Annotated in this window: 29 protein-coding genes and 1 tRNA gene; 24 read left to right on the plus strand and 6 right to left on the minus strand. The window is 56.5% G+C overall.

Translation table 11 applies throughout. The annotated features are described in order from the left end of the window. Positions 1–3: 3 nt before the first annotated feature. A complete protein-coding gene (gene gloB / locus BLS51_RS17965; RefSeq protein ID WP_090185628.1) occupies positions 4–810 on the minus strand; it encodes a hydroxyacylglutathione hydrolase in 807 nt (268 codons plus the stop codon). A 20-nt stretch (positions 811–830) separates the two neighbouring features. Here gloB and BLS51_RS17970 point away from each other — a divergent pair, with 20 nt between their 5' ends. From BLS51_RS17970 to BLS51_RS17985, 4 genes are all read left to right on the plus strand, one after another. Then, positions 831–1,607 carry a class I SAM-dependent methyltransferase gene (locus BLS51_RS17970; RefSeq protein ID WP_090185632.1) on the plus strand — a complete coding sequence of 259 codons (777 nt, stop codon included), beginning with the start codon at positions 831–833 and terminating at the stop codon, positions 1,605–1,607. Then, positions 1,600–2,043, plus strand: a complete 444-nt coding sequence (rnhA, locus tag BLS51_RS17975) for a ribonuclease HI (RefSeq protein WP_090185635.1) — start codon at positions 1,600–1,602, stop codon at positions 2,041–2,043. Before BLS51_RS17970 ends, rnhA begins: the two co-directional genes overlap by 8 nt. Before the next feature lie 33 nt (positions 2,044–2,076). Continuing rightward, the gene (dnaQ, locus tag BLS51_RS17980; protein WP_090185638.1) at positions 2,077–2,802 is read left to right on the plus strand and encodes a DNA polymerase III subunit epsilon; all 726 of its coding nucleotides are present in this window, start codon (positions 2,077–2,079) and stop codon (positions 2,800–2,802) included. Between the two features lie 49 nt (positions 2,803–2,851). After that, positions 2,852–2,926 (plus strand) — tRNA-Val (locus BLS51_RS17985). 17 nt (positions 2,927–2,943) lie between these two features. Here BLS51_RS17985 and BLS51_RS17990 read toward each other — a convergent pair. Both BLS51_RS17990 and BLS51_RS18000 read right to left on the minus strand, forming a co-directional pair. After that, entirely contained in the window at positions 2,944–4,275 is a 1,332-nt protein-coding gene (locus tag BLS51_RS17990; protein ID WP_175472615.1) for a site-specific integrase, read from the minus strand. 564 nt (positions 4,276–4,839) lie between these two features. Next, positions 4,840–5,139 (minus strand): helix-turn-helix domain-containing protein, encoded by a 300-nt coding sequence (locus tag BLS51_RS18000; protein WP_165917923.1) that lies wholly within the window; start codon positions 5,137–5,139, stop codon positions 4,840–4,842. Positions 5,140–5,366: 227 nt separating this feature from the next. Here BLS51_RS18000 and BLS51_RS18005 point away from each other — a divergent pair, with 227 nt between their 5' ends. Genes BLS51_RS18005 through BLS51_RS18025 form a run of 5 tightly spaced genes read left to right on the plus strand, consistent with a single transcriptional unit; the run spans position 5,367 to position 9,187 of the window. After that, positions 5,367–6,428 (plus strand): CAP domain-containing protein, encoded by a 1,062-nt coding sequence (locus BLS51_RS18005; protein ID WP_165917922.1) that lies wholly within the window; start codon positions 5,367–5,369, stop codon positions 6,426–6,428. A gap of 46 nt (positions 6,429–6,474) precedes the next feature. Continuing rightward, positions 6,475–7,182 (plus strand): coiled-coil domain-containing protein, encoded by a 708-nt coding sequence (locus tag BLS51_RS18010; protein WP_090185653.1) that lies wholly within the window; start codon positions 6,475–6,477, stop codon positions 7,180–7,182. A 17-nt stretch (positions 7,183–7,199) separates the two neighbouring features. Next, the gene (locus tag BLS51_RS18015) at positions 7,200–8,201 is read left to right on the plus strand and encodes a hypothetical protein (protein ID WP_090185655.1); all 1,002 of its coding nucleotides are present in this window, start codon (positions 7,200–7,202) and stop codon (positions 8,199–8,201) included. A gap of 36 nt (positions 8,202–8,237) precedes the next feature. Beyond that, positions 8,238–8,543: a hypothetical protein gene (locus BLS51_RS18020; RefSeq protein ID WP_090185657.1), complete on the plus strand. Its 306-nt coding sequence runs from the start codon at positions 8,238–8,240 to the stop codon at positions 8,541–8,543. Next, positions 8,540–9,187, plus strand: a complete 648-nt coding sequence (locus tag BLS51_RS18025; protein WP_090185660.1) for a hypothetical protein — start codon at positions 8,540–8,542, stop codon at positions 9,185–9,187. Before BLS51_RS18020 ends, BLS51_RS18025 begins: the two co-directional genes overlap by 4 nt. 294 nt (positions 9,188–9,481) lie before the next feature. Here BLS51_RS18025 and BLS51_RS18030 read toward each other — a convergent pair whose 3' ends face one another. Continuing rightward, positions 9,482–10,486: a GlxA family transcriptional regulator gene (locus tag BLS51_RS18030; RefSeq protein WP_090185665.1), complete on the minus strand. Its 1,005-nt coding sequence runs from the start codon at positions 10,484–10,486 to the stop codon at positions 9,482–9,484. 142 nt (positions 10,487–10,628) lie between these two features. Between BLS51_RS18030 and BLS51_RS18035 the strand changes: the two genes are divergently transcribed. The 4 genes from BLS51_RS18035 to BLS51_RS18050 are packed head-to-tail and all read left to right on the plus strand — an operon-like array spanning position 10,629 to position 13,978. Beyond that, positions 10,629–11,735, plus strand: a complete 1,107-nt coding sequence (locus tag BLS51_RS18035) for an S-(hydroxymethyl)glutathione dehydrogenase/class III alcohol dehydrogenase (protein ID WP_090185669.1) — start codon at positions 10,629–10,631, stop codon at positions 11,733–11,735. Between the two features lie 10 nt (positions 11,736–11,745). Then, positions 11,746–12,603, plus strand: coding sequence for an S-formylglutathione hydrolase (fghA, locus tag BLS51_RS18040; protein ID WP_090185673.1), 858 nt, complete (start codon positions 11,746–11,748; stop codon positions 12,601–12,603). Continuing rightward, entirely contained in the window at positions 12,600–13,175 is a 576-nt protein-coding gene (gfa, locus tag BLS51_RS18045; RefSeq protein ID WP_090185677.1) for an S-(hydroxymethyl)glutathione synthase, read from the plus strand. The genes fghA and gfa overlap by 4 nt, the downstream gene beginning before the upstream one ends. A 50-nt stretch (positions 13,176–13,225) precedes the next feature. Further along, positions 13,226–13,978: a ZIP family metal transporter gene (locus BLS51_RS18050; protein WP_090185680.1), complete on the plus strand. Its 753-nt coding sequence runs from the start codon at positions 13,226–13,228 to the stop codon at positions 13,976–13,978. Here the strand turns inward: BLS51_RS18050 and BLS51_RS18055 are convergent, their stop codons facing one another. Beyond that, complete coding sequence (locus BLS51_RS18055) at positions 13,979–16,420, minus strand: glycoside hydrolase family 95 protein (RefSeq protein ID WP_217636459.1); 2,442 nt, start codon at positions 16,418–16,420, stop codon at positions 13,979–13,981. It abuts the gene before it with no gap. A gap of 174 nt (positions 16,421–16,594) precedes the next feature. Between BLS51_RS18055 and BLS51_RS18060 the strand changes: the two genes are divergently transcribed. The 5 genes from BLS51_RS18060 to BLS51_RS18080 all read left to right on the plus strand — a co-directional run bounded on the left by BLS51_RS18060 (position 16,595) and on the right by BLS51_RS18080 (position 20,037). Continuing rightward, entirely contained in the window at positions 16,595–17,281 is a 687-nt protein-coding gene (locus BLS51_RS18060) for a TetR/AcrR family transcriptional regulator (RefSeq protein ID WP_217636460.1), read from the plus strand. Positions 17,282–17,323: 42 nt separating this feature from the next. After that, on the plus strand, positions 17,324–18,088 hold the full coding sequence (locus BLS51_RS18065) for a MipA/OmpV family protein (RefSeq protein WP_207910060.1): 765 nt from the start codon (positions 17,324–17,326) through the stop codon (positions 18,086–18,088). Between the two features lie 74 nt (positions 18,089–18,162). After that, positions 18,163–18,873 (plus strand): MlaA family lipoprotein, encoded by a 711-nt coding sequence (locus tag BLS51_RS18070; protein ID WP_090185684.1) that lies wholly within the window; start codon positions 18,163–18,165, stop codon positions 18,871–18,873. 130 nt (positions 18,874–19,003) lie between these two features. Then, positions 19,004–19,441, plus strand: coding sequence for a DoxX family protein (locus tag BLS51_RS18075; protein ID WP_090185687.1), 438 nt, complete (start codon positions 19,004–19,006; stop codon positions 19,439–19,441). Positions 19,442–19,464: 23 nt separating this feature from the next. Next, entirely contained in the window at positions 19,465–20,037 is a 573-nt protein-coding gene (locus BLS51_RS18080) for a cytochrome b (protein ID WP_090185692.1), read from the plus strand. On the opposite strand, the gene BLS51_RS18085 is transcribed toward BLS51_RS18080, so the two are convergent. Continuing rightward, the gene (locus BLS51_RS18085) at positions 20,034–20,966 is read right to left on the minus strand and encodes a LysR family transcriptional regulator (protein WP_090185695.1); all 933 of its coding nucleotides are present in this window, start codon (positions 20,964–20,966) and stop codon (positions 20,034–20,036) included. The genes BLS51_RS18080 and BLS51_RS18085 overlap by 4 nt on opposite strands. 110 nt (positions 20,967–21,076) lie before the next feature. On the opposite strand from BLS51_RS18085, the gene BLS51_RS18090 reads away from it, so the two are divergent. Genes BLS51_RS18090 through BLS51_RS18115 form a run of 6 tightly spaced genes read left to right on the plus strand, consistent with a single transcriptional unit; the run spans position 21,077 to position 25,946 of the window. Then, positions 21,077–22,063 (plus strand): 2Fe-2S iron-sulfur cluster-binding protein, encoded by a 987-nt coding sequence (locus BLS51_RS18090; protein ID WP_090185983.1) that lies wholly within the window; start codon positions 21,077–21,079, stop codon positions 22,061–22,063. Between the two features lie 11 nt (positions 22,064–22,074). Continuing rightward, positions 22,075–23,124 (plus strand): gentisate 1,2-dioxygenase, encoded by a 1,050-nt coding sequence (gtdA, locus tag BLS51_RS18095; protein WP_229207633.1) that lies wholly within the window; start codon positions 22,075–22,077, stop codon positions 23,122–23,124. A 37-nt stretch (positions 23,125–23,161) separates the two neighbouring features. After that, positions 23,162–23,887 carry a fumarylacetoacetate hydrolase family protein gene (locus tag BLS51_RS18100; RefSeq protein WP_090185703.1) on the plus strand — a complete coding sequence of 242 codons (726 nt, stop codon included), beginning with the start codon at positions 23,162–23,164 and terminating at the stop codon, positions 23,885–23,887. Then, the gene (locus BLS51_RS18105) at positions 23,880–25,139 is read left to right on the plus strand and encodes an aromatic ring-hydroxylating dioxygenase subunit alpha (RefSeq protein ID WP_090185706.1); all 1,260 of its coding nucleotides are present in this window, start codon (positions 23,880–23,882) and stop codon (positions 25,137–25,139) included. The genes BLS51_RS18100 and BLS51_RS18105 overlap by 8 nt, the downstream gene beginning before the upstream one ends. 2 nt (positions 25,140–25,141) lie before the next feature. Then, on the plus strand, positions 25,142–25,615 hold the full coding sequence (locus BLS51_RS18110; RefSeq protein ID WP_373994334.1) for an aromatic-ring-hydroxylating dioxygenase subunit beta: 474 nt from the start codon (positions 25,142–25,144) through the stop codon (positions 25,613–25,615). A 7-nt stretch (positions 25,616–25,622) separates the two neighbouring features. After that, positions 25,623–25,946 (plus strand): non-heme iron oxygenase ferredoxin subunit, encoded by a 324-nt coding sequence (locus BLS51_RS18115; RefSeq protein ID WP_090185711.1) that lies wholly within the window; start codon positions 25,623–25,625, stop codon positions 25,944–25,946. The last annotated feature ends 13 nt before the right edge of the window (positions 25,947–25,959 follow it).

Consider the following 25,959-nt stretch of genomic DNA (forward strand, 5'->3'; position numbering starts at 1 on the left):
GGCTTAGAAGTCATTCTTCCATAACCGCAGCGCGGTGAAGGTGGCCAGCGGCGTATCGATGCGATCGAGACGTCCGGCCTTCACCAACTGCTCCGCTATCGCCGGCTCGCGATAGCGCAGGAAAGGATTGGTGGCCTTCTCGATGCCGATGGTGCTGGGCACTGTCGGCACATCGTGTTCGCGCTTGTCCGTCTCCGCCTTGACCCGCTCCTGCAGCGCCACATTGTCCGGCTCGACCACGCGCGCGAAGCGCAGGTTGGACAACGTGTACTCGTGCGCGCAATACACCTTGGTATCGTCCGGCAGCGCCGCCAGCTTGCCCAGCGAGCTGATCATCTGCGCCGGCGTGCCTTCAAACAGGCGTCCGCAACCGCCGGCAAACAGCGTATCGCCGCAGAACAGCCAGGCTGGCTGGTTTTCATCCGCCTCGCGCACATAGGCGATATGGCCCATGGTATGGCCGGGCACATCCAGCACCGACAGCTTCAGCGCCAGCCCTGGCACATCAATGACCTTGCCTTCGCCGACCGGCAGCGTGACCGCGTCGATGGTTTCATTGCGCGGTCCGAAAACGGGAACCTGATAATGCTGTAATAATTCAGGAACGCCGCCGATATGGTCAGCGTGGTGATGGGTGAGTAGAATGGCGGTGAGCTTGAGTCCGTTCGCTTTCAAGGCCGCGAGGATTGGTTTGGCGTCGCCCGGGTCGACCACCGTGGCATGTGTGCCATCATGTATCAACCACAGGTAGTTGTCGCGGAATGCAGGAACCGTAAGAATACTGAGAGCTTGAGTAGAAGATATGGTCATTGGATTGCAAAAGGCTAAGCATGGATAAGGCGGGGTCGGAGAAATCCATTATAGCGCTGGAAGGCTGGCTGCAAACGCCGGCAGGGGTGTACATGCGTGCGTGGGAACAAAGCTGTCTCGATAATTTAACAGCCGACATCTTCGGTTACAACGCAGTGCAGATCGGCATGCCGCAAATCGACGCGCTGGCCGCCAGCCGCATGCCGTACAAATTGCTGGCCGACCGCAAGACGCGGACGGCCGAGCCGCCGCTGCGCACGGTTGACGTCACGCTCGACTACACCGAGCTGCCATTTGCCTCGCAAAGCATCGATCTGGTGGTGTTGCCGCACGTGCTGGAATTTTCCACCGACCCGCACCAGGTACTGCGCGAAGTCGAGCGGGTGTTGATCCCGGAAGGGCAGGTCATCATCTGCGGCTTCAACCCGGCCAGCCTGTGGGGCGCGCGGCATGTGCTGCGGCGCGTCGGCGGCACCTCCTTCCTGCCGAAGACCGAAGAGCTGATCTCTATGCCGCGCATGAAAGACTGGTTAAAATTATTGAATATGAGCGCCAGTCAGAGCCACATCGGCTGCTACGCGCCGGCCTGCCGCACAGAAAAATGGCTCAAGCGCTACGCCTTCATGGATAATGCCGGCTCGCGCTGGTGGCCGTATTTTGGCGGCGTCTACCTCATACAAGCGGTCAAGCGGGTGAAAGGCATGCGCTTGATCGGTCCGGCATGGACCAGGAAAACGGCCAACGCCGCAGTCGGCGTGCCAGTAACAAACAAAAGACGGGAACAGCAGGATGGATGACAAGGTTGAAATTTTTACCGACGGTGCATGCAAGGGCAACCCCGGCCTGGGCGGTTGGGGTGCGTTGCTGGTGGCAGGCACGGCCGAGAAGGAAATCTGCGGCGGCGCGCGCGACACCACCAATAACCGCATGGAGCTGCAAGCGGTGATCGAGGCATTGTCGGTGCTGAAGCGGCCATGCACGGTGGTGCTGCACACCGACAGCCAGTATGTGCAAAAAGGCATTAGCGAGTGGATACATGGCTGGAAGGCGCGCGGCTGGAAAACCTCGAACAAGGAGCCGGTCAAGAACGAAGACCTGTGGAGAGCGCTGGACGCGGCGCAACAAATGCATACCGTCGAATGGCGCTGGGTGCGTGGCCACAACGGCCATCCGGGCAACGAACGCGCCGACATGCTGGCCAACCGCGGCGTGGAAGTGGCGCGCGGCCGCTGATATACTGCGTCCTGGAACTCATTTCGGAATACTATGCGCCAAATCGTACTCGATACTGAAACTACCGGTATCAACCCCAAGCTGGGCAACCGCATCCTGGAAATCGGCTGCGTCGAGCTGAATAACCGCATGTTGACGGGGAATAATCTCCACTTCTATATCAATCCGGAGCGGGATTCGGAAGAGGGCGCGCTGAACGTGCACGGCCTGACCACCGAATTCCTGAGCGACAAGCCGAAGTTTCATGAGATTGTTGAGCAGCTGCGCGAGTATGTCCGGGGCGCCGAAGTCATCATTCACAATGCACCGTTCGACCTGGGCTTCCTGAATCACGAATTCAAGCTGCTCAAACTGCCGGATTTTAGCGACCACATCGGCGGTGTGATCGACACGCTGGCGCAGGCGAAAGAGCTGCATCCGGGCAAGCGCAACTCGCTGGATGCACTGTGCGACCGCTACGGCATCTCCAACTCTCACCGCAAGCTGCACGGCGCGCTGCTGGACGCCGAGCTGCTGGCCGACGTCTACCTGGCGATGACCCGTGGCCAGAACAGCCTGGGCATGGATGTGGAAGAGGAAGTGGTCAACATCGGCGACATGCTGGAGCCGGTGGCGATGGCGGAAATCATCTTCATGCCGGCGTCGGAAGAAGAGCTGGCGGCGCACGCCGACACGCTGGCAGGGCTGGACAAGGCGGTGAAAGGCCAGTGCATCTGGACCGCATCGCTGAATCCGCCGGCACCGGCCGAGGCCGCCTAAGCGGCCCTTGCACTTCTCGCGGGCACGCTCTATAATGCTCGCACTCAACGGGAGGTTAGCTCAGGGGTAGAGCACTGCATTCACACTGCAGGGGTCGCAAGTTCGAAACTTGCACTTCCCACCAGAATTCTTCTAGTGATATCAATCACTTAGCTCAAATACCGGAAACTCATTTCGGCGTTTGGGATCAATTTGGGAATAAAGTGCTAAGAGCTCTGTGCGCTTATTTCCGTCTAGTCCCCCTGTAATCCACCTGCTGTAGTGCCTTTCGATCATCGCTGTATTCTCGTGCCCAAGCTGTGATGCAACATATAGCGTGTTTGCTCCTAACATCAGAAGACTACTAGCGAACGTATGGCGCGTCTGATAAGGATTTCGGTACCTCACGCCAGCAGCCTTCAGAATACGCCTCCATCGTTGCCTAATGGCCTTGTCGCCCGTCCAGCGAGTGTTGTATCGGGCATCCAGAAAGATCAAGTCGTCGGACGTGTAATCTCGTTGATTTTGAAGCGCATCGTGCGCCATAAATCGTAGGTCCACTTTCCGGTTGCTCTTGGAAGTTTTTCCTTTTTTCTGCTCTACCCCGTCGACGTAGTTCCCAGAGACAGCGATCCTTTCCTCTTCCGGCGAGTACCATGCCCATTTTGCGTGTATGTACTCACACATGCGAAGTCCAGTTCCAAACGCGAATTGGATCATATTCCGTTCCTCCGGCCGGCATGCTTTCAGAATCGCGCCTATTTCATCGACAGAAAAAGGATCGACGTCTTTGCCATCTTCGTCTTCATTATCGTTCCGCTGCTGAAGATCCCGAATCTTCAACAGGTTGAAGGGATTATACTCAATGATTTCGTCGATAGCGGCAAGCTGTAGCGCACCTTTCAGCGGTGCCGTTAAGTTGTTCGCACGACTCCTCCCAACACCCAGATCAATAATCCAATTCCTAACAAACTTTACATTGAAATCTTTAATGGGTTTGTTTTCTCCAAAGATCTTTTTTAGCTGAGATATTATTTGCTCATATTCATTTCGTGAACTATTTTTCCATCGAAGTGAACCAAGACGAAAGTGTTCGTCTAAATAATAGCCGAGAGTCGCCTCAGAGATGCTTTGTGCTTTCACTTCATTCGCGAGTTCAACCACCCGTTGTTTTGCTATTGCGCGAGCAGTTACAGAGCCAGGAAAGTATTTTTCATAGTCAAATTCTTGGTTGCTTATATCGTGAAGAATAGCTGCGCGCATATGCTTCGCTTTTTTGATATTTTTCGGTGAATGATCCCATTCTAAGGTTTCTCGACGCATAGATCCCTGAAAACGGAATAAAATCCGAATACTCTGTTTTATCTTTCCTTGCCTTAGTTGAATTCCTTCAACGGAACCCTCGCTAGAACTTTCTTTTGATTCTTTTTTAACTTCTAACACTAGAAATCCTTTCAATTCTTTTTGGTGGAGCTGGCAGATCGCGTGCCCCATTTTTCCACCCATTCTTCCGCAGCTACTAGATTGACCCAAAGGTTGCGGCCCTCAAGGACTTTGCAGTGAATTCCATCTATCCACTTCCCCTCTCTTCTTCTCGAATGTACCGCGAGCTCTGTATCACCAGTTAGCTCCGCGTATCTTTTTAATTTGACCCACTTAACGTTTGCGCACATATTTTCCTCGTTTTCTATAGCAGAGGGAAAAGTTGATTTATGTTATCAATCGAATTTTAACTCTGCAATTGTTTTTTATTTTCGTTCGCGATGATGCAGCGAACTCGACATGAGAAAGGTTAGCAGGTCTCAGAATAGAAATTTTCAGTTCGGAGTTGCTTTTCCAAACTTTTTAACTTTTACGATGAATTATTTTTGAGTAGAGCAGGCGAGGACGTGCGAGTGTGAAAGTAGGCGATAAATTGATGTGAATCAATCACTGGTGGTTCAAGTAAAAAAGCTAATCACTTGAACTCGCCGAGGAAAGGTAACGTTGGTCTGGCTCGAAGGAGCAGACCCAAGCGTTTAATAGGAAGGAAAATACGGAGGGAAGCGGAAAAGCAGCCTATTTACGGCCGTGCAGCTGTACGTAGACTTGCAAGAATTGAACAGCAACGGTCTGTTGCTCAGGACATAACTGACGCAGCAGATTGAGCGCGATGATCTCAGTTGAGTCAGGCTCGCTTTCGAACTCATCAAAGAATTTTGATATCGGCACTTTGAACAAACCTGCCAACTTTTCGAGATGCTCTAAAGTTGGAGAGCGCTCGCCGCGCTCAACTCGCGAAATAGTGATCGGGTCCAGCTGACATGCTTCAGCTAGGGATACTTGGGTGTATCCCGCAGCCTTTCGTAGCTCTTTCACGCGTGCTCCGATTCGCTCGCTAGTATTGGCGGATGCTCGCTGTCTTTTTACCATGCTTGACCTTCAAATGTGAGGCTGCATGGTTAAACAGACGTCGACTATCGTACATATCCGTATGGCTAAATTTACTTGACTAAACGGACTAGTCGTGAGAAAGTTGCCTTGTGACAATTAGTGTCGCGCCATCTACTGTTGGGTATATGGCACTACCGATTTTGGAGTGTAACTTGAGTATTTCGTTTTCCCGCCAGCTTCCCGTTTCCGTTAAGCGACTATCTGTCGTCATGATTGCCTCTGCACTGGCGGCCTGTGGTGGTGGTGGCGCCGGTAGCACCGTAAGTGTTCCGGCCACGCCAACTCTGCCGACGACTCCTAACCTGCCAACGGTCATACCAGGCGACACACAAACGACGGTTCCAGCATTGACCTATGCGGCTAACTCGGAGGAGTACAGCTTTGTTACTGCACTGAACGGCTTCCGTGCGCAAATCGGGCTGGGCCTGCTGGCACAAAACACGAAGCTCGACACCGCCTCGGCCAATCATCTGGCCTATCTGATCACCAACGACGTGACCAATGGTGGCACCGTCAACTTCAACAGCTACGATCCTGTCACTGGTCGCCCGCTGTTGCACATCGAAAATGGCGCACTGGCAAAATTTACCGGCGTTCAGGAAGGTGATCGCGCCAAGTTTGCAGGTTACGATGGCTCGTATACTGGCGAAGAAGTGACTTTCGGCGGCGGTCAAGGTGGAGCTGTGGCGTTCGGCACCCTCGCTCAAACCGTGTATCACCGTGCTGGCCTGATGCTGCAAAACGTGCGTGAAATCGGTGTAGCTGTTGGCGCCGATCGTTCGCAAACCGTTGTGATGGAAATGGGCCTTAAAACCAATCAGTCGGTCGCCAGTGATTATGTCGGCGTTTACCCTGCGAATGGCCAAACTGGTATTGCGCTGCATGCCTATGTGGAAGCCCCGAATCCTTTCCCTGATTTGTCCCTCACCAACGACGACTTCCCAACGAAGACCTCATTCCCAGTCAGCTTATCGGTGGCTGCTGGTCACACGCTCGCCGTTACGAGCTTTACAGTTACCCAGGCAGGCCAGACCACGCCGCTGGATGCGCGCCTTATGACACGCGCCAACGACCCGAACAACTACCTGAGCACCAACGTCGCGTTCTTGACAGCTAAGGCCGCATTTAAGGCTTCAACGACCTACAACGTGAAGTTCTTCGGGACCAACAACGGCGCGGCGTTCACGAAAGAATGGTCGTTCACGACCAAATAATCGAGTCACCTAGCTACCGAGCCAACCATTACTGGGAGAGGAAAGAATGTTATCTGAAATTGCAAACACCATGCGTATCGCGGGCCGTGTTGGATATGAAGTTGGGCGTCAGATACAAGTCGATCGGGCCCTTAATGAGTGGGCTAATTATGCCAATTCGTACCGAGCCGAACGAGACGAAGCACGGAGCCAGCGCAGCTATGTAAAAAAACAGCTTGAGGTCAGCGAGCAGCAAGCTGACGCGCTCCGCGCACAACTGGCCCGATTGAAGAAAGAGGATGAAGGTCTGCGCGCACAGGTGGCCCGGTTGAAGAAAGAGAATGAGGGTCTGTCTGCTGATGTTCTTCGACTTGGTAAGTTTAAGAAAGATGCTTTGATCGCTATGAAGGCTCAGATTGAGGAAAGCAAAGCTGACAAAGCGTCCATTGATGCTGGCAAGCGTAAAGCAACGGCGGCTCTGCAGCAGGTCGAACTCATCAAGAAGACGGCCAATGAACAACTCAAGCAGCTGGTCGAGAAACTGAATCTGCAAAGTAATCGCCTGACGGCGACGTGGGCTCGTCTGACCGGCGCAGAACGCGTATTAGGCCGGCTGGTGAGTGAGGTGGTCGACCGCGCGCCAAACCTTCAGCTTGAAATGCTAAGTGACACGCAGCGGCGAATCGTACTGCTCAATGCGTGGACGGATGTTGTCAAATCCAAGGCGCGGTATGAGCCAGCGTTGAAGTTCACTTTCGAGCCACTTCCAATCTAACTCTCAAGATGAATAACATGAAGAACTCAATGAACTTAGGGGCGGTTGCCCTTGTAGGAATTATGTGCCAGTCGATATCGTTAAACGCGTATGCTCAGAATTTCAGGGTTGAGGTTGGTACCTCTGATCACCGCGACTTTATCTGCGATGTAGCAAAGATTGCAGACGACCTTACCGCCCGCGATTTGGGCGGTCGCAGCAGCAATTTCTGGACTAAGACTGCCCGAGGTGGAAAGTTCGAGGCGACCGAACCTACCAAGGTGCGTGTGGCTTCCAGCGCGCCCGAAGTGGCTCGGCGCGAGCTGTTCGCTTTCTATCAAAAGAACGCAGCCCTGGTGCGCGGAACCTTCCCTGATAAAGGGCAGCAGCCGATCGACAGCGTTGTGAAGGCTTGTGTGCCGGATCCTTCCAGCACGCGGGGTGTCAAGGTGACGGCTGTTTCTGACGATAAATACAAAGTCCTGTTACGCGACAAGGATCACCTACTGAAGTTCGTCGCTTTGAATACGACTCAGCTGAGCGAAGAGCAGCTTATTGGTCTTTTTAATCCTTCGGCTATATTGCCGTCGGATGCGTTTGAACGAAAAGCCTTCTACCAGAAAGAGAGCAAACGTCTCGCTCCGGATATCGCTGCCGCTGAAAAGGGGCCGTTCATCTTGGAGGGCGAAGTTAAGCTGAGGCCATATGATTTCAACTTGGGGCAGTTTGAGATATTAAACCTGATAGCGTCCGCAGAATCGTACGGGTACACGTACGATATGAACGCTCGCGTTTTCCCACAAAAGCCGATCTATAAGCTGTCCTCCAGCACTGCGTACAGCGTCTACAAACCTCGATCAATTGAAGAGGCGAAGAAGATTGAGGCTGCGAGGTCGAAGGATGGCTTGAAGCTACGTACTTTCGTGCAGCCGGTGAAAGCTTGGTTAAATGGCGACAAACCCGAAATCGACGGCGTCATTACAAAAATCGAAGTGGCCTCGATGGATGGGAAGATTTTGTTTTCCATGCCGGCTAAGTAGGCCAACCGAGACAGGCTACTCAATAGGGAGAAAACGATGGCTTCCTCAAATGCATTAGGGGCGACGATGTCTGGTGCAGCATATAGGCTCACATCTGAAGAGATCGCCGATTTTCTGGAGATCATTTCTAATAATGATCGCCGCCTTGTAGCTTTGATGAAGGAGCGAGCTGGGCGGGGCGCAGGGATGGACACAATGCCGTCGGCGGTAGGTGATTCTGCAGCAGTTGGATTGATAGTCAGTATTTATGCTCGGTCAGACACGGAGCTTGCAATCGCTGCGGCTAAGCAGGCGGCTGAGGGTTATGCGACCGCAGTGGCGATATCGGAGAGCGACCGATGAAGGCGACTCTACGTCTAGCAGATGGGGAGCTTGTGGCGCTTCTTGAGGATGGGCGTGAGCTCAAGAATTTTGATGCGGAGATACTAGCGGGATTGCTTTGGAATAGCGGCGTTAGCGCGAGTGAGCTAGAAGCTCTAGATTGGCACACTGATGTGATGAGCGCTCCAACCAGCGGTCAAAAGATCGCCATTTTTTCTCGTCTGCGCAAGTATGAAGGCGTCTCATGTGAGGAACAAATCCAAGAAGGACGCGAACGCACGATCAGCAAATTACTCGATATGCCGATTTGGATTTCCCGTGCGGATCTTTCTGGACTAAAGCGCTATCAAGGGGAAGGCGCCGAACAGATCGATCATTGGATAAACGAACGGAAGATTTTTGCGGTCGAAGGCGGTGGCCTTCAGCTCCTCGCAAAATTCCAGTTTGACGATGCATATAGTCCGCTACCAGTAATTGCCAAAATTCTGGAACTGCTTAAATCTAAGGACGATTGGGCCGTCGCAAGTTGGTTTGCATTTCCAAATGGATGGATATCTTCCCATCGCGCCGAAGCTTGTGAGTCACTTCCACCTATGTACGCTCTTGATGATGAAGCGGCGGTCATACGCGCAGCGCAAAATGAGTTGGGGACGTACTTCGCATGAATGATAAGTAGACTTCACCTCAACGCAGAGCTTAGGAAAGTCTTTTTTGATCCAACTCATGGTGCGTCAATGAAACCCATAACGTGGCCGGTTCATTGTCGAATAACCGCTTGCGTGCGCTGGGCATGAGCAGCTTGCCATTTGACCTAGCCCAGTACAATCAATTTACCGCTGGCTGAAATTAAACGTGGTGAGCTATGTGTCCAGATTGCATGCAGACCAAGGGTTGGCGGCCATTAGCTGCTATATGCTCTAAGAAATTGAACGCCACTTCCTTGGAAGATGACGTCCCTTTTAGCCATCGACGCCAGTCGTTGCAAAACGTTCCCGATATACTTTTGGCGTGATTCCCAGTTTTTTCAGGAATACTCGGCGCATGTGTGCCTCGTCGGTGAAGCCTGCGCGCGCCGCCACGGTCTTTAGCGATAGCATGAGCTCAGCCAGTAGTGAGGTCGCGCCTTCGAACCGGCAGCGTTCGATGAACTCTTGAGTGCTCATGCCCACCTCCTGCTGAAACACGCGAGTAAAGTGACGTTCGCTCATCATTGCTTTCTGTGCGAGCTGTGCCACAGATAGCTTTTCTTGCAGATTGTCCAGGATCCAATTTTGTAGCTCGCGTATATTTGGCCGGCTAGTGCGCTCATTAAGCAGATGTGCGCTGAATTGCGACTGGCCGCCTGGCCGCTTCAGGAAGACCACCATCTCTGTGGCCACCTCCAGCGCGAGATCCCGACCGAAATCTTCTTCCACCAGCGCAAGTGCCAAATCAATGCCTGCTGTTACGCCGGCAGAAGTCCAGACGTTGTCAGCCCGGATGAAGATGGCATCTGCCTCTACCTGAATGGCAGGGAAGTCCGCTTGCAAGCGGTCGGCAACACCCCAATGTGTGGTCGCTCGTTTTCCATCAAGCACACCAGCAGAGGCGAGGAAGAATGCGCCGGAGCATAAAGAGGTCAGCCGCTTTATGCGAGGGGCAACCGCAGCGACCCAATCGATGATTGCTGCGCTTTCGATCAGCGCTTCGTGAATGTGGCGGGCGCCAACAATGATCGCGTTGTCCGGCAAGGCGAGAGTGCTAAGTGCCTTGGTGGCATCCAAAGACATCAAGGTATCGGAACGTATTTGGCCAACCTTGCATGACGCCACACGCACATCGTAACCCGTTGCTTTGCCACGCCGCTGGAGGTGCAGATTCGCGTATTCGAACACCGACATTGGACCGATCGCTTCGACCGCCTTGAAACCGGGATACACGATGATGTCGACAGTTTTTGCTGCGGTTGACGGTTCAGATTTCATAAGGTAGTGAGACAGTCATTCTGGAAAATCCGGTCATTATGGCACCATTTCCGGCCATTATCTCTCCGCCCCCGCCGTTTGACGTGCGAACGCTTGCACAATGACCAGGCGTTAATTCACATACCTTTAAGGGAGCACGTCTATGAAAACCAAAGCAGCTGTTGCGTGGCGCGCCGGTGCGCCGCTGACCATCGAGGAAGTTGACCTGGCAGGGCCACGCGAGGGCGAGGTCCTGATCGAACTAAAAGCGACGGGCATTTGCCATACGGATTACTACACGCTGTCCGGCGCCGATCCGGAAGGCTTGTTCCCGGCGATCCTCGGTCACGAAGGCGCGGGCATCGTGGTCGATGTTGGTCCCGGCGTAAAAACTTTGAAGAAAGACGATCACGTCATTCCTCTGTACACGCCTGAGTGTCGGCAGTGCAAATTCTGCCTGTCGCAGAAGACTAATTTGTGCCAGGCGATCCGCTCCACCCAAGGCCGTGGCCTGATGCCTGACGCCACCAGCCGCTTCTCGTTGAATGGCAAGCCGCTGTTCCACTACATGGGCACGTCAACCTTCTCGAACTACATCGTGGTGCCAGAAATTGCACTGGCCAAGATCCGCGAAGACGCGCCGTTTGACAAGGTTTGCTACATCGGTTGCGGCGTCACCACCGGCGTCGGCGCGGTGCTGTTCTCGGCCAAGGTGGAGGCGGGCGCCAACGTCGTCGTGTTTGGCTTGGGCGGCATTGGCCTGAACGTCATTCAGGCCGCAAAAATGGTGGGGGCTGACAAGATAATCGGCGTCGACATCAATCCGAATCGCCAGGAAATGGCGCGCAAGTTCGGCATGACCCACTTCATCAATCCGAACGAAGTAGAGAACGTTGTGGATGCCATCGTCCAACTGACCGACGGCGGCGCCGACTACAGTTTCGAGTGCGTCGGCAACACCACGCTGATGCGCCAAGCGCTGGAATGCACGCACAAGGGCTGGGGCAAGTCGTTCATCATCGGCGTAGCCGCCGCCGGCCAGGAAATCTCGACCCGTCCGTTCCAGCTGGTCACCGGCCGTGAGTGGCGCGGTTCTGCATTCGGTGGCGCCCGTGGCCGCACTGACGTGCCGAAAATCGTCGATTGGTATATGGAAGGCAAGCTGAATATCGATGACCTGATCACGCACCGCCTGCCACTGGAACGCATCAACGAAGGTTTCGACCTGATGAAGAGCGGCGAATCGATCCGTTCGGTGGTTCTGTACTAAGGCGATGGCGATGCTTGAGCTAATCAGTGAGCACGCCTGCTTCGGCGGCGTACAGCGCTACTACCGGCATCAGTCTACGGCGATCGGCCTGCCGATGCGCTTCGGCGTGTTTCTGCCGGCGCAGGCGAGCAGTGCCAGGGCTCCGGCGCTGTTTTGCCTGGCAGGGCTCACCTGCAACGAAGAGACCTTTGCCACCAAGGCCGGCGCACAACGCAAAGCGGCGGAGCTGGGCCTGATGCTGGTCACACCCGACACCAGTCCGCGTGATGCCAATGTGCCGGGCGAGACGGACAGCTGGGATCTTGGGATGGCTGCTGGCTTCTACGTCGATGCTACCGAGGCGCCATGGCGCACCCACTACCGCATGTACAGCTATCTGCTGGAGTTGCGTGAGCTCGTCATTGCGGAACTGCCGGCGGCTGGCGACCGGGTCGGCATCATGGGACATTCCATGGGCGGACATGGTGCCCTGGTGCTGGCGCTACGCAATCAGGACCTGTTCAAGTCGGTGTCCGCACTAGCTCCGATTAGCGCTCCCATCCGCTGCCCGTGGGGCGAGAAAGCATTCTCGTTGTATCTCGGGCCGCGCTCCGCAGCGTGGGAGACATACGATGCTAGTGCGTTGATGTCCGCGCTAAGCCGGCCTTTCCCGCGTGGGATTCTGGTCGATCAGGGACTTGCCGACAAATTCCTGCCCGATCAGTTATTTCCTGCAGCGTTTGAAGCCGCCTGCGCGGCTGCGGACCAACCGCTGATGCTACGGCGTCACGAAGGCTACGACCACGGCTACTACTTCATTGCCACGGCCATCGATGACCATCTGAAGTTTCACCATGAAGCACTGATTTCACAAGGAGTAACACCATGAGTAACGAGTTCAATATCCATCCTGCCATCGGCCAGAAACGTCCTGCTGCGGCGGCTGATTTCGCAGGCGGCAAACTGCTGTGCAACTGCGACAGCGACAAGGTAGAAGTCAGCATCGAAAGCCAGACTGCCCATAACCACGCCTGCGGCTGCACCAAGTGCTGGAAACCGGAAGGCGCGCTGTTCGCGCAAATCGCCGTTGTCTCGCGTGACAAGGTCAGCGTCACCGCCCATCCTGAAAAGCTGAGCGTGGTCGATGCCGACGCCACTATCCGTCGCCATGCTTGCAGAGCGTGCGGCGTCCATATGTATGGCCGCATCGAGAACGAGGCCCACGCTTTCTTCGGCCTGGACTTCGTCCACACCGAACTGTCGCCGCAGACCGGTTGGTCGCCAGTCGAGTTCGCGGCATTCGTGTCCTCGATCATTGAGTCCGGCACCAAGCCGTCGGATATGGCCGCCGTGCGCGCAGAGTTGGCGAAGCTGGGTCTGCCTTACTACGATTGCCTGTCGCCTGCACTGATGGACGCACTGGCTGCAAACGCGGCCAAGGCCAGCGGCGTGCTGCAGTAAAGGCCGAACGCGCTGAACGTGGCGCTCACTTGAGTTAAAGAGATCATCAAATGGACGCTACGCTCCGCGCAATTCTGCTGACCACGACCCTGTCCGGTGTGGTCAGCATTTCGGCCGCCGCTTTTTTGTCGTTCGGGCTTCTGGCCCGCATGGCGGAACGCATGGTCAGCCTTTCTGTCGGCATCATGCTGTCGACCTCATTACTGCATGCAATGCCTGAAGCGCTGGAGTCGACAGCATCAGCGGAAAGCCTGTTCGCCACATTGCTGGCGGGCCTGCTTGCGTTCTTTGTGCTGGAAAAACTAAGCATTTTGCATGATGGCCCATCCAGCGCTGACCATCAGCACGGCCACCATCATGGCGGAAAGCGCAGTGCATTGATGGTTCTGGCCGGTGACGGGCTGCATAATTTTACCGACGGTATCATGATCGCTGCTGCTTTCCTGGCCGATCCCGCGCTTGGCATTTTGACCGGCATGGCGATCGTTGCGCATGAACTGCCGCAGGAAGTGGGCGACTTCGTTGTGTTGCTCAATTCAGGCTATACACGTGCCCGTGCCTATTTGTTGAACCTGCTGTGTAGTCTGATGGCCTTGATCGGAGGTGTACTCGGCTACTTTATGTTGGATAAAGCCAGTAACCTGGTTCCCTATGTGCTGACGTTTGCCTCCGCAGGTTTTCTTTATGTCGCGATCAGCCACTTGATGCCGCAACTGCAGCGCAAGGATACATTGCGCGACAGCCTGCCTCAGGTAGGACTGATCGCCATCGGCATACTGGTCGTCGTGCTGATCCTTGATTGATCAGTTGAATGTCATAGTTGCCTTGCCGTGCGCGTCCAGTGTCATCTCGGTCAGGCGCTGTTTGTAGCGCACTTTAATAATTTGGCCAGCCTTGCCGCGCAGTTGCAAACGTTTAAGCTTGCTTCGAGACCAGTCCACGTCCAGCTCCACGCCGCCGCGTGCGCGCACCCCGTGCAGCGCGCCTTCCGGCCATGCCTTAGGCAGGGCCGCCAGCACATGGATTTCACCGCCCCATGATTGAACCAGCATTTCCAGAATTGCCGCTGTCCCGCCAAAATTGCCATCGATCTGGAAGGGTGGGTGGGCGTCGAACATATTCGGGTAGGTACGCTCCGGCCCGAGCAAGCCTTGCAGGATGGTATAGGCCCGCTCGCCTTCGCCCATCCTGGTCCATAGCGCCAGTCGCCACGCTGTTGCCCAGCCGGTAGATTTGTCGCCTCGCGTGTTAAGCGTTACCTTGGCTGCGGCGATCAGCTCCGGTGTGTCACGCACATTGATTTGCCCGCTCGGGTACACACCATAAAGATGTGATACATGCCGATGTTGCTGCTCCGGCGCGCCGGCATCCCAGTCGTCCAGCCATTCCTGCAGCTGGCCTTGGGCGCCGATACGATCGGCCGGCACGCGGGCACGCATGGCGCGCAAGTCAGTGGCGAATGCCGCGTCATGGTCATCCAGTATTTGGTGCGCCTGCAAGGTGCACGTGAAGAGATCACGAATGATCTGGCGATCCATGGCCGGCCCCGCGCAGGTGGCTACTCCCTTGTGGTGTTCATTTTCCGGCGAGATGGACGGCGAGGTCACCAGTCCGCGCCCTTGTGCATCCTCGACCATGGTGTCCATGAAGAACAGGGCGGCTCCTTTTAGTAGCGGATAGATGCGGCGCAAGTAGGCAGGATCGGGGAGATAGTCGTAATGGTCCCACAGCGCCTTACAAAGCCAGGCGCCGCCGCATGGCCACATTCCCCACAGCGCGCCGTCGATCGGCGCCGCCGCCCGCCACAGGTCGGTGTTGTGATGCGCAACCCAGCCACGCGCACCATAGGACTGTCTGGCGGTGATCGCGCCGGTGACACTGAGGTCCTCCACCATCCGTAGCAGCGGCTCGACACACTCTCCCAGGTTAGCCGATTCCGCAGGCCAGTAGTTCATCTGCGTATTGATGTTAATGGTGTACTTCGAACCCCATGGCGGGTTGTTCCCCTCATTCCAGAGCCCTTGTAGATTCGCAGGCTGGCTTCCAGGGCGCGATGAAGACAGCAGCAAGTAACGGCCGTACTGAACGTAGAGTGCTGCCAACGATGGATCAGCGTGCTGCTCTGCCTCGGCGATGCGCTGGTCTGTTGGGCGCTCATCGGCGACCTTTGGTCCAATACGCAGCGACAGGCGGCGGAACAGTGCCTGATGAGCAGCCACATGATCGCTGCGCAGACGGGAGTAAGACTTGGATGCGGCAGCCTCGCCATGCTTGCGAGCGATTCCAACAGGGGCGCCACTGACATCGTCGTACTTGATGTAGCTGGTTGCCGCCGAAATAATCAGCGTCACATTGGAGGCGCCGCGCACTTCAATGCCGTCTCCGCGCGCGACTATCGTGCCATCGCCATCGCCATCTGCGCGGATGCGAACCGCATAACGCAGCGCTGCGGGAATTCCCGCTACGGCGATGTTGCTCCCTTCGACTAGCAAAGCCCGCTCGCCATCCGCACGGACAGACAGGGACGTCGGACGCTTTTCAGTGTGCGATGATTCGCGATAATCCCAGGGAGCAGCGGCGCTGCGGTTTGCTTGATTGCCGCCGCTGTAATCGGATAGTCCATAGATCGCGTCTGATGGGTGGCGGTAGGTGAGATCGAAATTCATCATCCCGCCTGTGGTGGACAGGCGCATAACGATCACCTGATCGGGTACGCTGGCAAAAACCTCTCGTTTATATTGCACTTTGCCGTGCCGGAAGCGCGTAGAGCAAATGGCCGTATCCAAATCCAGCCAGCGACGATATTCCGTTGCGGCGCCAAGGCCCGTGAAGTTCAGAAGCAGATCGCCAGCAGCGCCGTAGGGCATCTGTGTCTTGGGAATGCCCATCATCGAACGTTCGATGAGTTCTGCTGCGTCGGCAAAATGACCGCTGGCGACTAGAGCGCGTACCGGTGGCAATGCAGCGAGCGCTGCAGAATTATTCGGGCTATAGGGACCACCTGCAAACAGGGTATCTTCGTTCAGTTGCAGCCGCTCCTGTGCGATACGGCCAAAGCACATGGCCCCGATACGTCCGTTACCGACTGGCAGCGCCTCAACCCAGGTGCCTGCTGCCTGTTCATACCATAGGGCGAGATGCTCTTGCCTGCCTCGCGTGGTCGCTTGTACTGCGGCCCCGGCCAACCCCGGGAATGCCGATGCCAGGCCGGCGGATACCATGAAACTGCGTCGTGTGGTTGTCATGTCTCTTATCGTAGTTTTTTCTCCATTCTGGGACGAAGTGCCGCTATTCCTCAATTGCGAAATTCGGTAATGGAGAAATGAAATTGATCAGCACTAGATTAATCTGCTTTCATTTTTTCTTGACCATAACGAAACGATACGGTATCGTATCGTTATGTTGAGTCAATGGAGCGAATGATGGTCAGAACAAAAACGGAAGCGCGGCGGTCGGCTCTGCTGACAGCTGCACGTGACGTATTCCAGGAGGTCGGCTTCGACCAGGCATCCATGGACGTGATTGCCGCCAGGGCAGGGAGCTCAAAGGCGACGCTGTATCGCTACTTCGATTCGAAGGAAACGTTGTTCACCGAGCTGATGCAGAACTCTGCCAACGCGCAGGGCGGCGGAATGATGGCCTTGCTGCACCAGAGTGGTGGTGCGGCGCCCGACATTGAGCTTACTGCTGCCGTGCCAGTGGCTAATCCAATGCTGGACCCCGCTGCAGATGTGCTGCCAACCTTGACCAAATTTGGCGAGTACATCCTGTCCGCCTTTCATACCCCCGAGTCGCTCGGCGTGCAGCGCATGGTTATCGCGGCTGCGGTCAATCCGGATATCGGCGCCTCGTACTACGAGCAAGGACCGCTGCGCGCCATGCAATATCTGGGGCACTACTTGCAGCAGGTCTGCTCAAGCGGGAAATTGCGCAAGTCCGATGTTCATGTCATGGCCTGTCATTTTTACGGACTTATTGAGTCCGAGGTTCACCAACTTGGTCTGTTCAACGTGATGACCACATTGGAACCTGAGCGTGTGGCTGCAACCGTTGCACGCGCCCTGGACGTTTTTATGCGGGCCTACGGTCCCGATCGCCAACCTTGATTTTTCCACCCCCCCCCCCTGATCAGAAAGAAGGTTGATCTCATGAGTATGCTCTCTCGCTTCACTTCCGTTGCGTTCTTAACCTTGGCCAGCGCATCAGCGTCAACTGCCAGTGCACAGGGGGACGCTGCCGCAGCGCCTAGTTGGGCGCTGGGTGCGGGCGTCAACGTAACCCAAAAGGGCTATCGCGACATTGATCGTGATGTGCTGCCATTGCCGCTGATTTCGTATGAAAGCAAATGGATCAGTGCATCGGTACCGACGTTGGACCTCAAGGCATACAGCGCAGATACTGTATCGCTACGTCTGCGGGCGCGCTATGCCCGCGATGGGTTTGAGGCCAAGGATTCGCCATTCCTGGCCGGCATGGCAGATCGCAAGGGCAGTGTATGGGTTGGTGGCGCTGCACTGTGGCGTCCCGGGTTTGCTAACTTCTCCGCAGAATTGTTACGCGACGCTGCTGGCCACAGCAAGGGAACGCGAGCCAAGCTACAGCTGGATCGCCGCTTCGCTCTTGGAGCCTTTGGCCTCACGCCCCGGTTGGGAGTGGAATGGCTTGATCGCAAATTCGTCGACTACTACTACGGCGTGCGCGTGGATGAAGTACGTGGGGATCGTGCTTTTTATCAGGGCGATGCCAGCGCCAACATCGAAGCAGGCTTACGCTTCGACTACTCGTTTTCACGCCGTCATAGCGTATTTACCGATGTCCGTGTGACCCGTTTCGGTAACGCAATCAAGGACAGTCCAGTGATGGAAAAATCCGGCCAGACCGGTGTCAGCCTCGGCTACATCTATCGCTTCTGACATGTGGCGCGCGTCCTGCGCGGCACCGCTGTAGTACCCCGTAAATTTACTTCACTAATCTAAGGAGCATTCCTATGAAAGCCCTCCGTACGCCTGTGCTAGTCGCAACGGTATTGTTGACCAGTGCGTGTGCCAGCCGCCCGATTCAATCGCCACCGCCAAGTCCTCCCACCGCAGAACGCAGCGCCAGCGTTCCTTGGGAAGGATATAACCGCCGAATCTACAGCGTTAACAGCACGCTCGACAAAGTGCTGATTCGTCCTGTGGCGGTGGCCTATGACTGGGTTACCCCTGACCCGGTGCAGGCCAGCGTGACCAGGTTCTTCGGCAACCTACGCGAGCCGGTCACGGCAGTCAATCAAGCCCTGCAGATGAGACCGGCGCCAGCGGTGCAATCGCTAGGCCGGTTTGTGGGCAATTCAACGGTCGGCGTTGGCGGGCTGTTTGATCCCGCGACGCGGTTTGGCATGGCGCGGGAGCAGGAAGACTTCGGCCAGACGCTGGCGACTTGGGGCTGGCGCGATTCGCGTTACGTGGTCGTGCCGCTGTTAGGCCCACGCACGGTGCGTGGCACGGTGGGCATGTTCGGCGACCAGCCACTGTCGCCAATCAGTCGCATCGACAGTGCTGGCGTTGCAGATAAGCTGACCTTACTGCAAATGGCGGATGGGCGTGCCCGTGCGTTACAGGTGGACGGCATGCGCGAGTTGGCGTTGGATGAATATGCGGTCGTCCGCGATGCATGGCTCAACCGGCGCGCACAGCAAATAGAGATACATCAGTAAATAACCGGGTGGTTAGGGATAGATGCGCCTCAATTGTCAACCTAGGAGAAATAGTTTGATCGCTAAACGGGTATTTATTAACCCTGAAATGGAAGATATCATTTCTCCATCAATCAACTAAGGAGTAATCATGCAAGCCCAAAACACCCCTGCCAGTACCATTCGCACCAGCACGGACGATGCCGGTAAATTAGTCCTTCGCGTTGCGCTCGCAGTTACTTTGCTCTTTCATGGCATCTCGAAACTTATCGGCGGCATTGGCTTCGTCGGCGACATGCTGGCTCAGGTCAATGCACCGGCCTTCCTGGGTAATCTGGTCTATGTCGGCGAGGTTGTCGCTCCCCTGCTGATACTGGTGGGTGTGTTCACCCGCCCGGCAGCGCTGATCGTTGCCATCAACATGATCGTTGCTATCCTGTTGGTGCATACCAGTCAGTTCTTCACGCTCAACGAGACAGGTGGCTGGGCACTGGAGTTGCAAGGCATGTTCTTCTTCGGCGCTGTCACGGTGGCATTGCTGGGTGCAGGGCGCTTCAGTCTGGGCGGCGCCAGCGGCCGTTTTAACTGACCCCATTCACCCAGGATTTCGACATGGCCAATCTCAATAAATTACCCACCGTATCGTCGTATCACCCCGCCGCCAAATTTCAGCATTGGCTGATGGCGGCCATCTGGATCGGCGCGTGGGTGATTGGCTTCATCGCGGTGCATTTTCGCGATGAACTCAACCCCCACCACCAACTGACGTTCCTGCATAAGGCGATCGCCAGCACCGTGCTGTTCCTGACAGCGGTGCGCATAGCCTGGCGCATCACAAATCCGGTGCCGGCCTTGCCGGCAACGATGTCACCCGCCATGCAGCGCGCGGCCCACTTCGGCCACTACGCGCTATACGCCTTTGCCCTGATTGCGCTGCCGCTGTCGGGATGGATGTGGAGTTCGGTGGCCGACAAGCCGATCATGGTGCTTGGCCTGGTTCAGTTGCCGCCGTTGGTCGGACCGGCGCCGCAATACTACGATCTCGCCAAGCTTGTGCATCAGTTGCTGGCCTGGAGTCTGGGCATGATGGTGCTTGGCCATGCAGCAGCAGCGCTGAAACACCATCTGGTCGACAAGGATGGCGTTTTACTCAGCATGCTGCCCAGGCGCAGCCGCAAGGGCTAAAGTGCGGCCTCGGTCGCTGGAGCAGCCTGATCCGAAAAATAGTCGAAGATCAGGCTGCGCAGCCATTGGTTGCCGGGATCCCGGTGGTACTTGGCGTGCCAGAAGACGTTGATGTCGATCGGCGTCTTAACCACCGGATGCTCCACATAACGCAGGTTGAACGGCTTCACGCAAGCGTGGGCAAAGCGTTCCGGTACGCTGGTAATCATATCGGTGGTGCTGATGATGTGGCCCACGGCGACGTAATGCGGCACTGTCAGTTTGACCTTGCGCTTGATGCCTTTGCGCTCAATGGTCGCATCCATATCGGCATGGCCGGTGCCGGCTGCCACCACCACCACGTGGTCGGCGGCGCAGAATTCATCGAGCGTCAATTTTGGCTTGTCCAATGCGTGGCCAGCGCGGAACATGCATACATAGCGCTGGTGGAACAGCCTGCGCTGGAAGAATCCGGCTTTCAACTGCGGTAACAGGCCAATCGCCAGGTCGACGTGGCCAGCTTCCATTTCATCGCGCAGGTTGACCGCTGTATTGCGGACCGAACTCACCGTTACACGCGGCGCCACCTTGGCCAGCACGTCCATCAGCTTCGGCAAGAAGTAAATTTCGCCGATATCCGTCACACCCAAGGTGAACTTGCGATTGCTGGTCAGCGGGTCGAAGCTGTGCCTGTCGTTGAGCGAACTATGGATGGTGCTCAAGGCATATGCGATAGGCTCCGCCAACTGGTTGGCGTAGGGCGTTGGCTCCATTCCTTTTGAAGTGCGCTGGAACAATTCATCGCCTAGCAACAGCCTCAAACGCTTAAGCGCGTTGCTGACCGCCGGCTGACTGAGGCCAAGCTTCTCTGCCACGATCGACACCCGCCGCTCCATCAGCAACTGGTGGAAAACCAGAAGCAAGTTCAGGTCTACGTCCTTCAGTTCCATAAAGTAATATTCATTTGAGTGATTTTGTTCATTCACGAGATTCTATATATTTATATTACATCAGTTCCTATACTCGTCACAAAACAGAACTACGAGACATGGATCGAATGATGGAACTGATCGTACAACCGCTGGGCCAAAGCGTGCCCGTGAACGCCGGCGATAATCTGCTGGCAGTTCTCCGCGAAAACAATATCCCCATTTCGTATAGCTGCACCGCCGGCCGCTGCGGCACCTGCCGCTGCAAAGTGCTGGAAGGGCGGGTGGTGGAATCTGGCCAGGAAGCCAAGATCACCAACCCGAATGAAGGCCGCTACGTGCTGGCGTGCATGAGCACTCTGAACGAAAGCTGCGTCATAGAAGTCCCTGAGCCGGACGAGATCGTCACCCATCCGGCACGTATCGTTAAAGCCGAGGTAGTAGCAATCGAAGACGCTACCCACGACATCAAGCGCATCGTCATGCGATGTTCGAAGCCGCTGTCGTTCTCGCCAGGTCAATACGCGATGTTGCAATTCACGCCGCAGCACATCCGGCCGTACTCGATGGCCAGTCTGGACAGCGATGGCCATCTGGAGTTCCATGTGCGCCTGGTACCGGACGGCCGTGTTACCGGCTACATCCGCGACAGCCTGAAAGTTGGCGACAGCGTGCGCGTCAGCGGCCCGATGGGCACTGCTTACCTGCGTCAAAAGCACGAGGGACCGATGCTCTGCATCGCCGGTGGCACCGGTCTGGCGCCGGTGCTATCGATCCTGCGCGGTGCGCTGGCAACAGGCATGCAAAACGAGATGCACGTTTATTTCGGCGTGCGCTCGCCGGCGGACATCTACTGTGCCGAGCAACTGGCTGCCATGGCCGAACAGCATCCCAACCTGCACGTACAGATCATTGTCGCCATGGGCGAACGTGATGGCGTGCATCGTCGCGGCCTGGTCACCGACGCGGTGGCCGAAGATCTGCCCAATCTCGACGGTTGGCGCGCTTACCTGTGTGGCGCACCGCCGATGGTCGATGCCGCTACGTTGCTGCTGCGTCGACGCGGAATTCAACCTGAACACGTCTATGCCGACGCGTTCTATGCCAGTGCCACCTGATGGAGACCCAGATGAACTCGAACACCAAGGCCGCGACGCAAGATCCGGCACGCGAACAATTTTATCGCCGCATCGATCAATACAACCTGACGCCTCTGTGGGAGGTGCTGGGCACGCTGGTGCCAAACACGCCGCGTCCCAAGCAAGTGCCGGCGCTGTGGCGCTACACCGATGTGCGCGGGCATGTGATGGAGTCAGGAACGCTGATTACTGCCGAGGAAGCGGTGCGCCGCGTCCTGATCCTGGAAAACCCTGCATTGCGTGGCAACTCCTCGATTACGCAGTCGTTGTACGCTGGTCTGCAGATGATCATGCCCGGCGAGGTGGCACCGGCGCACCGCCACACGCAAACCGCACTGCGGCTGGTGTTGGACGGCGAGGGTGCCTACACCGCCGTCAATGGCGAGCGCACCACCATGCATCGCGGCGATTTCATCATCACGCCGGCCTGGACCTGGCACGACCACGGTAACCTGGGCGACCAGCCGGTGGTATGGCTGGATGGCCTCGACATTCCATTGGTGCGCTTCTTCGACACAGGCTTCCACGAGCATTCCGATCACGCGGTGCAGGACACCAGTCGACCCGAGGGCGATGCGCTGGCGCGCTATGGCAGCAATTTGCTGCCGGTGGATTTCCAGCAGGCGTCGCACGAGCCGACCAAGATCTTCGTCTATCCCTACGCGCAAACCCGCGCCGCGCTGACCGCCATTGCCGTTGGCGCGCCGGCCGACAAGCATCTTGGCCACAAGATGCGCTATGTAAATCCAGCTACCGGCGCGTCGCCGATGCCAACCATGGGCGCCTTTGCCCAGCTGCTGCCAGCCGGTTTCAAGACCGAGCCGTATCGCTGCACCGATGGCACCGTGTACGTCTGCCTGGAAGGCAGCGGTAGCGCGCAGATCGGTGAAGAAATCTTCCATTTCGCTGAAAGCGACGTCTTCGTCGTACCGCCCTGGTACACGCTGACGCTGAATGCCAACAGCGAAACCGTTCTTTTCAGCTTTTCCGACCGTCCGGTCCAGCAGGCGCTGGGCATGTGGCGCGAAGAAAAGCGCTAACCCACGCATCGAATAACGATAACCATTGGAGCAAACCATGCAAGACGCCACGCAGTACGCCATCCCGCCAGCCGCCATCAATACCCTGGAAATCGCCGGCCAGGACGCCGTGTTCCCGGTCAACCGCATCTTCTGCGTGGGCCGCAACTATGCGGCACATGCCATCGAAATGGGCAAGGATCCAACGCGCGAGGCGCCTTTCTTCTTCATGAAGCCGGCCAATGCGGCGGTGCGCGCCGGTGCCGAGGCCATTACCATCGACTACCCGCCGAAGACCGCCAACTACCATCACGAGATTGAGCTGGTGGTGGCGATCGGTAAGGGCGGCGCGAATATCCCGTTAGAGCAAGCGCTGGAACATGTGTACGGTTACGCCGTCGGCCTGGACATGACGCGTCGCGACTTGCAACTGGATGCCCGCGACAAGGGCCGCCCGTGGGAGTTCGGCAAATCGTTCTCGCAGTCGGCGCCAATCGGCCCGCTGCACACGACAACCGCGATTGGCCACCCGGAGAATGCAGCGATCACGCTGACCGTCAACGGCGCGCCGCGCCAGGGTTCGGATATCAACAAACTGATCTGGTCGGTGGCGGAATCGATTTCCTATCTGTCGCAGTACGAAACGCTGGAAGCTGGCGACATCATCATGACCGGTACGCCGGAAGGCGTGAACGCCGTGGTGGCGGGCGATGAAATGCGTGGCGCCATCGCCGGCCTTGGCGAGATTGTGGTCCGCGTCGGTAAAGGGAAAGATCATGAATAAGCAGCCCATTTTTCCCATCAAGCCGGTATGGGATCAGCAGGGGTCCAGCCGGATCCCATTCTGGGCCTACACTGATACCGACCTCTACAAGCGCGAGCTGGAGCGTTTTTTCTACCAGAACCACTGGTGCTATGTCGGTCTGGAGGCCGAGATTCCCAACCATGGCGACTTCAAGCGCACGGTAGTCGGAGAGCGCTCGGTGGTCATGGTGCGTCGTGAGGACGGCGGCATCACGGTGGTGGAAAACGTCTGCGCGCATCGCGGCATGCAGTTCTGCCGTGAGCGTCATGGCAATAAGAAGGAACTGGTCTGTCCCTATCACCAGTGGAATTACAACCTGCAGGGCGATCTGCAGGGTGTGCCGTTCCGGCGTGGCGTCAAGCAGGACGGCAAGGTCAATGGCGGCATGCCGAAGGACTTCAAGACCGAAGATCACGGCCTGACCAAGCTGAAGGTCGCCACCCGTGGCGGCGTTGTTTTCGCTTCGTTCGATCACGACGTGGAGCCGCTGGAAGACTTTCTGGGACCGGAAATCCTGTCGTATTTCGACCGCCTGTTCAATGGCCGCCAGTTGAAGATCCTCGGCTACAACCGCCAGCGCATTCCGGGTAACTGGAAGCTGATGCAGGAAAACATCAAAGACCCATACCATCCGGGCTTGCTGCACACCTGGTTCGTTACCTACGGCTTGTGGCGCGCCGATAACAAGTCGGCGCTACGTATGGACCAGCAGTTCCGCCATGCCGCCATGATTTCCACGCGAGGCAGCGGCGGCCAGAAGGCCGAGGTCACTGCCGGCGTCACCAGCTTTAAGGAAAGCATGGAGATCGAGGACAAGCGCCTGCTCGATATCGTACCGGAGGCATGGTGGGGAGGCCCGACCGCTGTGATGATGACTGTGTTCCCGAGCGTGATTTTCCAGCAGCAGGTCAACAGCGTGTCGACCCGCCATATCCAGCCCAACGGCAAGGGCTCATTCGATTTCGTCTGGACCCACTTCGGTTTCGAGGACGACACCGAGGAAATGACGCAGCGCCGTCTGATCCAGGCCAATCTGTTCGGCCCGGCGGGCTTTGTCTCGGCCGACGACGGCGAGGTGATCGAATTCTCACAACAGGGCTTCGAGCAAAAGCCATTCCATCGTGCACTGGCGGAGCTGGGCGGTCTGGAGTGCGAAGACACCGAACACATGGTCACGGAAACACTGATACGCGGCATGTACAACTACTGGCGCAAAGTGATGGAGGTGTGATCGTGAGCCAACTGCAAACCTATTTTAACATCAGCCAGCTGCATGCTGCCTACAGCGCCGCCGTCGACAGCAACGACTGGGATCGCTGGATCGCGCTGTTCACCGAAGACTGCGAGTACAAGGTGCAGCCGCGCGAGAACTATGAACGCGGCTTCCCGCTGGCGACGCTGGCCTTGCTGAGCAAGGGCATGTTGCGCGACCGCGCCTACGGCATTCGCGAAACACTGTTCCATGACCCGTACTACCAGCGTCACGTGGTCGGCCAGCCGTTGATTGTCAGCGATGATGGCGCCGTCATCGTCACCGAAACCAATTACACGGTGTTCCGCACCAAGCTGAGCCAGGAAACCACGGTGTTCAACGCCGGCCGCTATCTGGATCGTATCCGTCGTACTGCCGACGGCCTGCGACTGGAATCGCGCCTGTGCATTTACGACACCGAGATGATTCCGAACTCTTTAATTTATCCGATCTGAGGCTGCCATGACGACTGAAACCTGGATAGACGCGGTAGCGCAAGATGCGGTGCCGGACGAAGATGTGGTCGCCGTCGACGTGGGAGGCCGGGAGCTGGCTTTCTATGGCGTCGATGGACAAGTCTATGTAACGGACAACATCTGCACCCACGGCCACGCCCGTCTGAGTGATGGATTTTTGGAAGGCACGGAAATCGAATGCCCACTGCATCAGGGGAGATTCGACGTGTGCAGCGGTAAAGCTATGTGCGCGCCCCTGACTGTGGACATACGGACCTATCCGGTCAAGATAGAAAACGGACGGGTGTATGTAGACCTCGGCGACATCTGAACCACTAAAAAAT

It is taken from the genome of Duganella sp. OV510 (assembly GCF_900100205.1).
Lineage (GTDB): Bacteria > Pseudomonadota > Gammaproteobacteria > Burkholderiales > Burkholderiaceae_D > Rugamonas.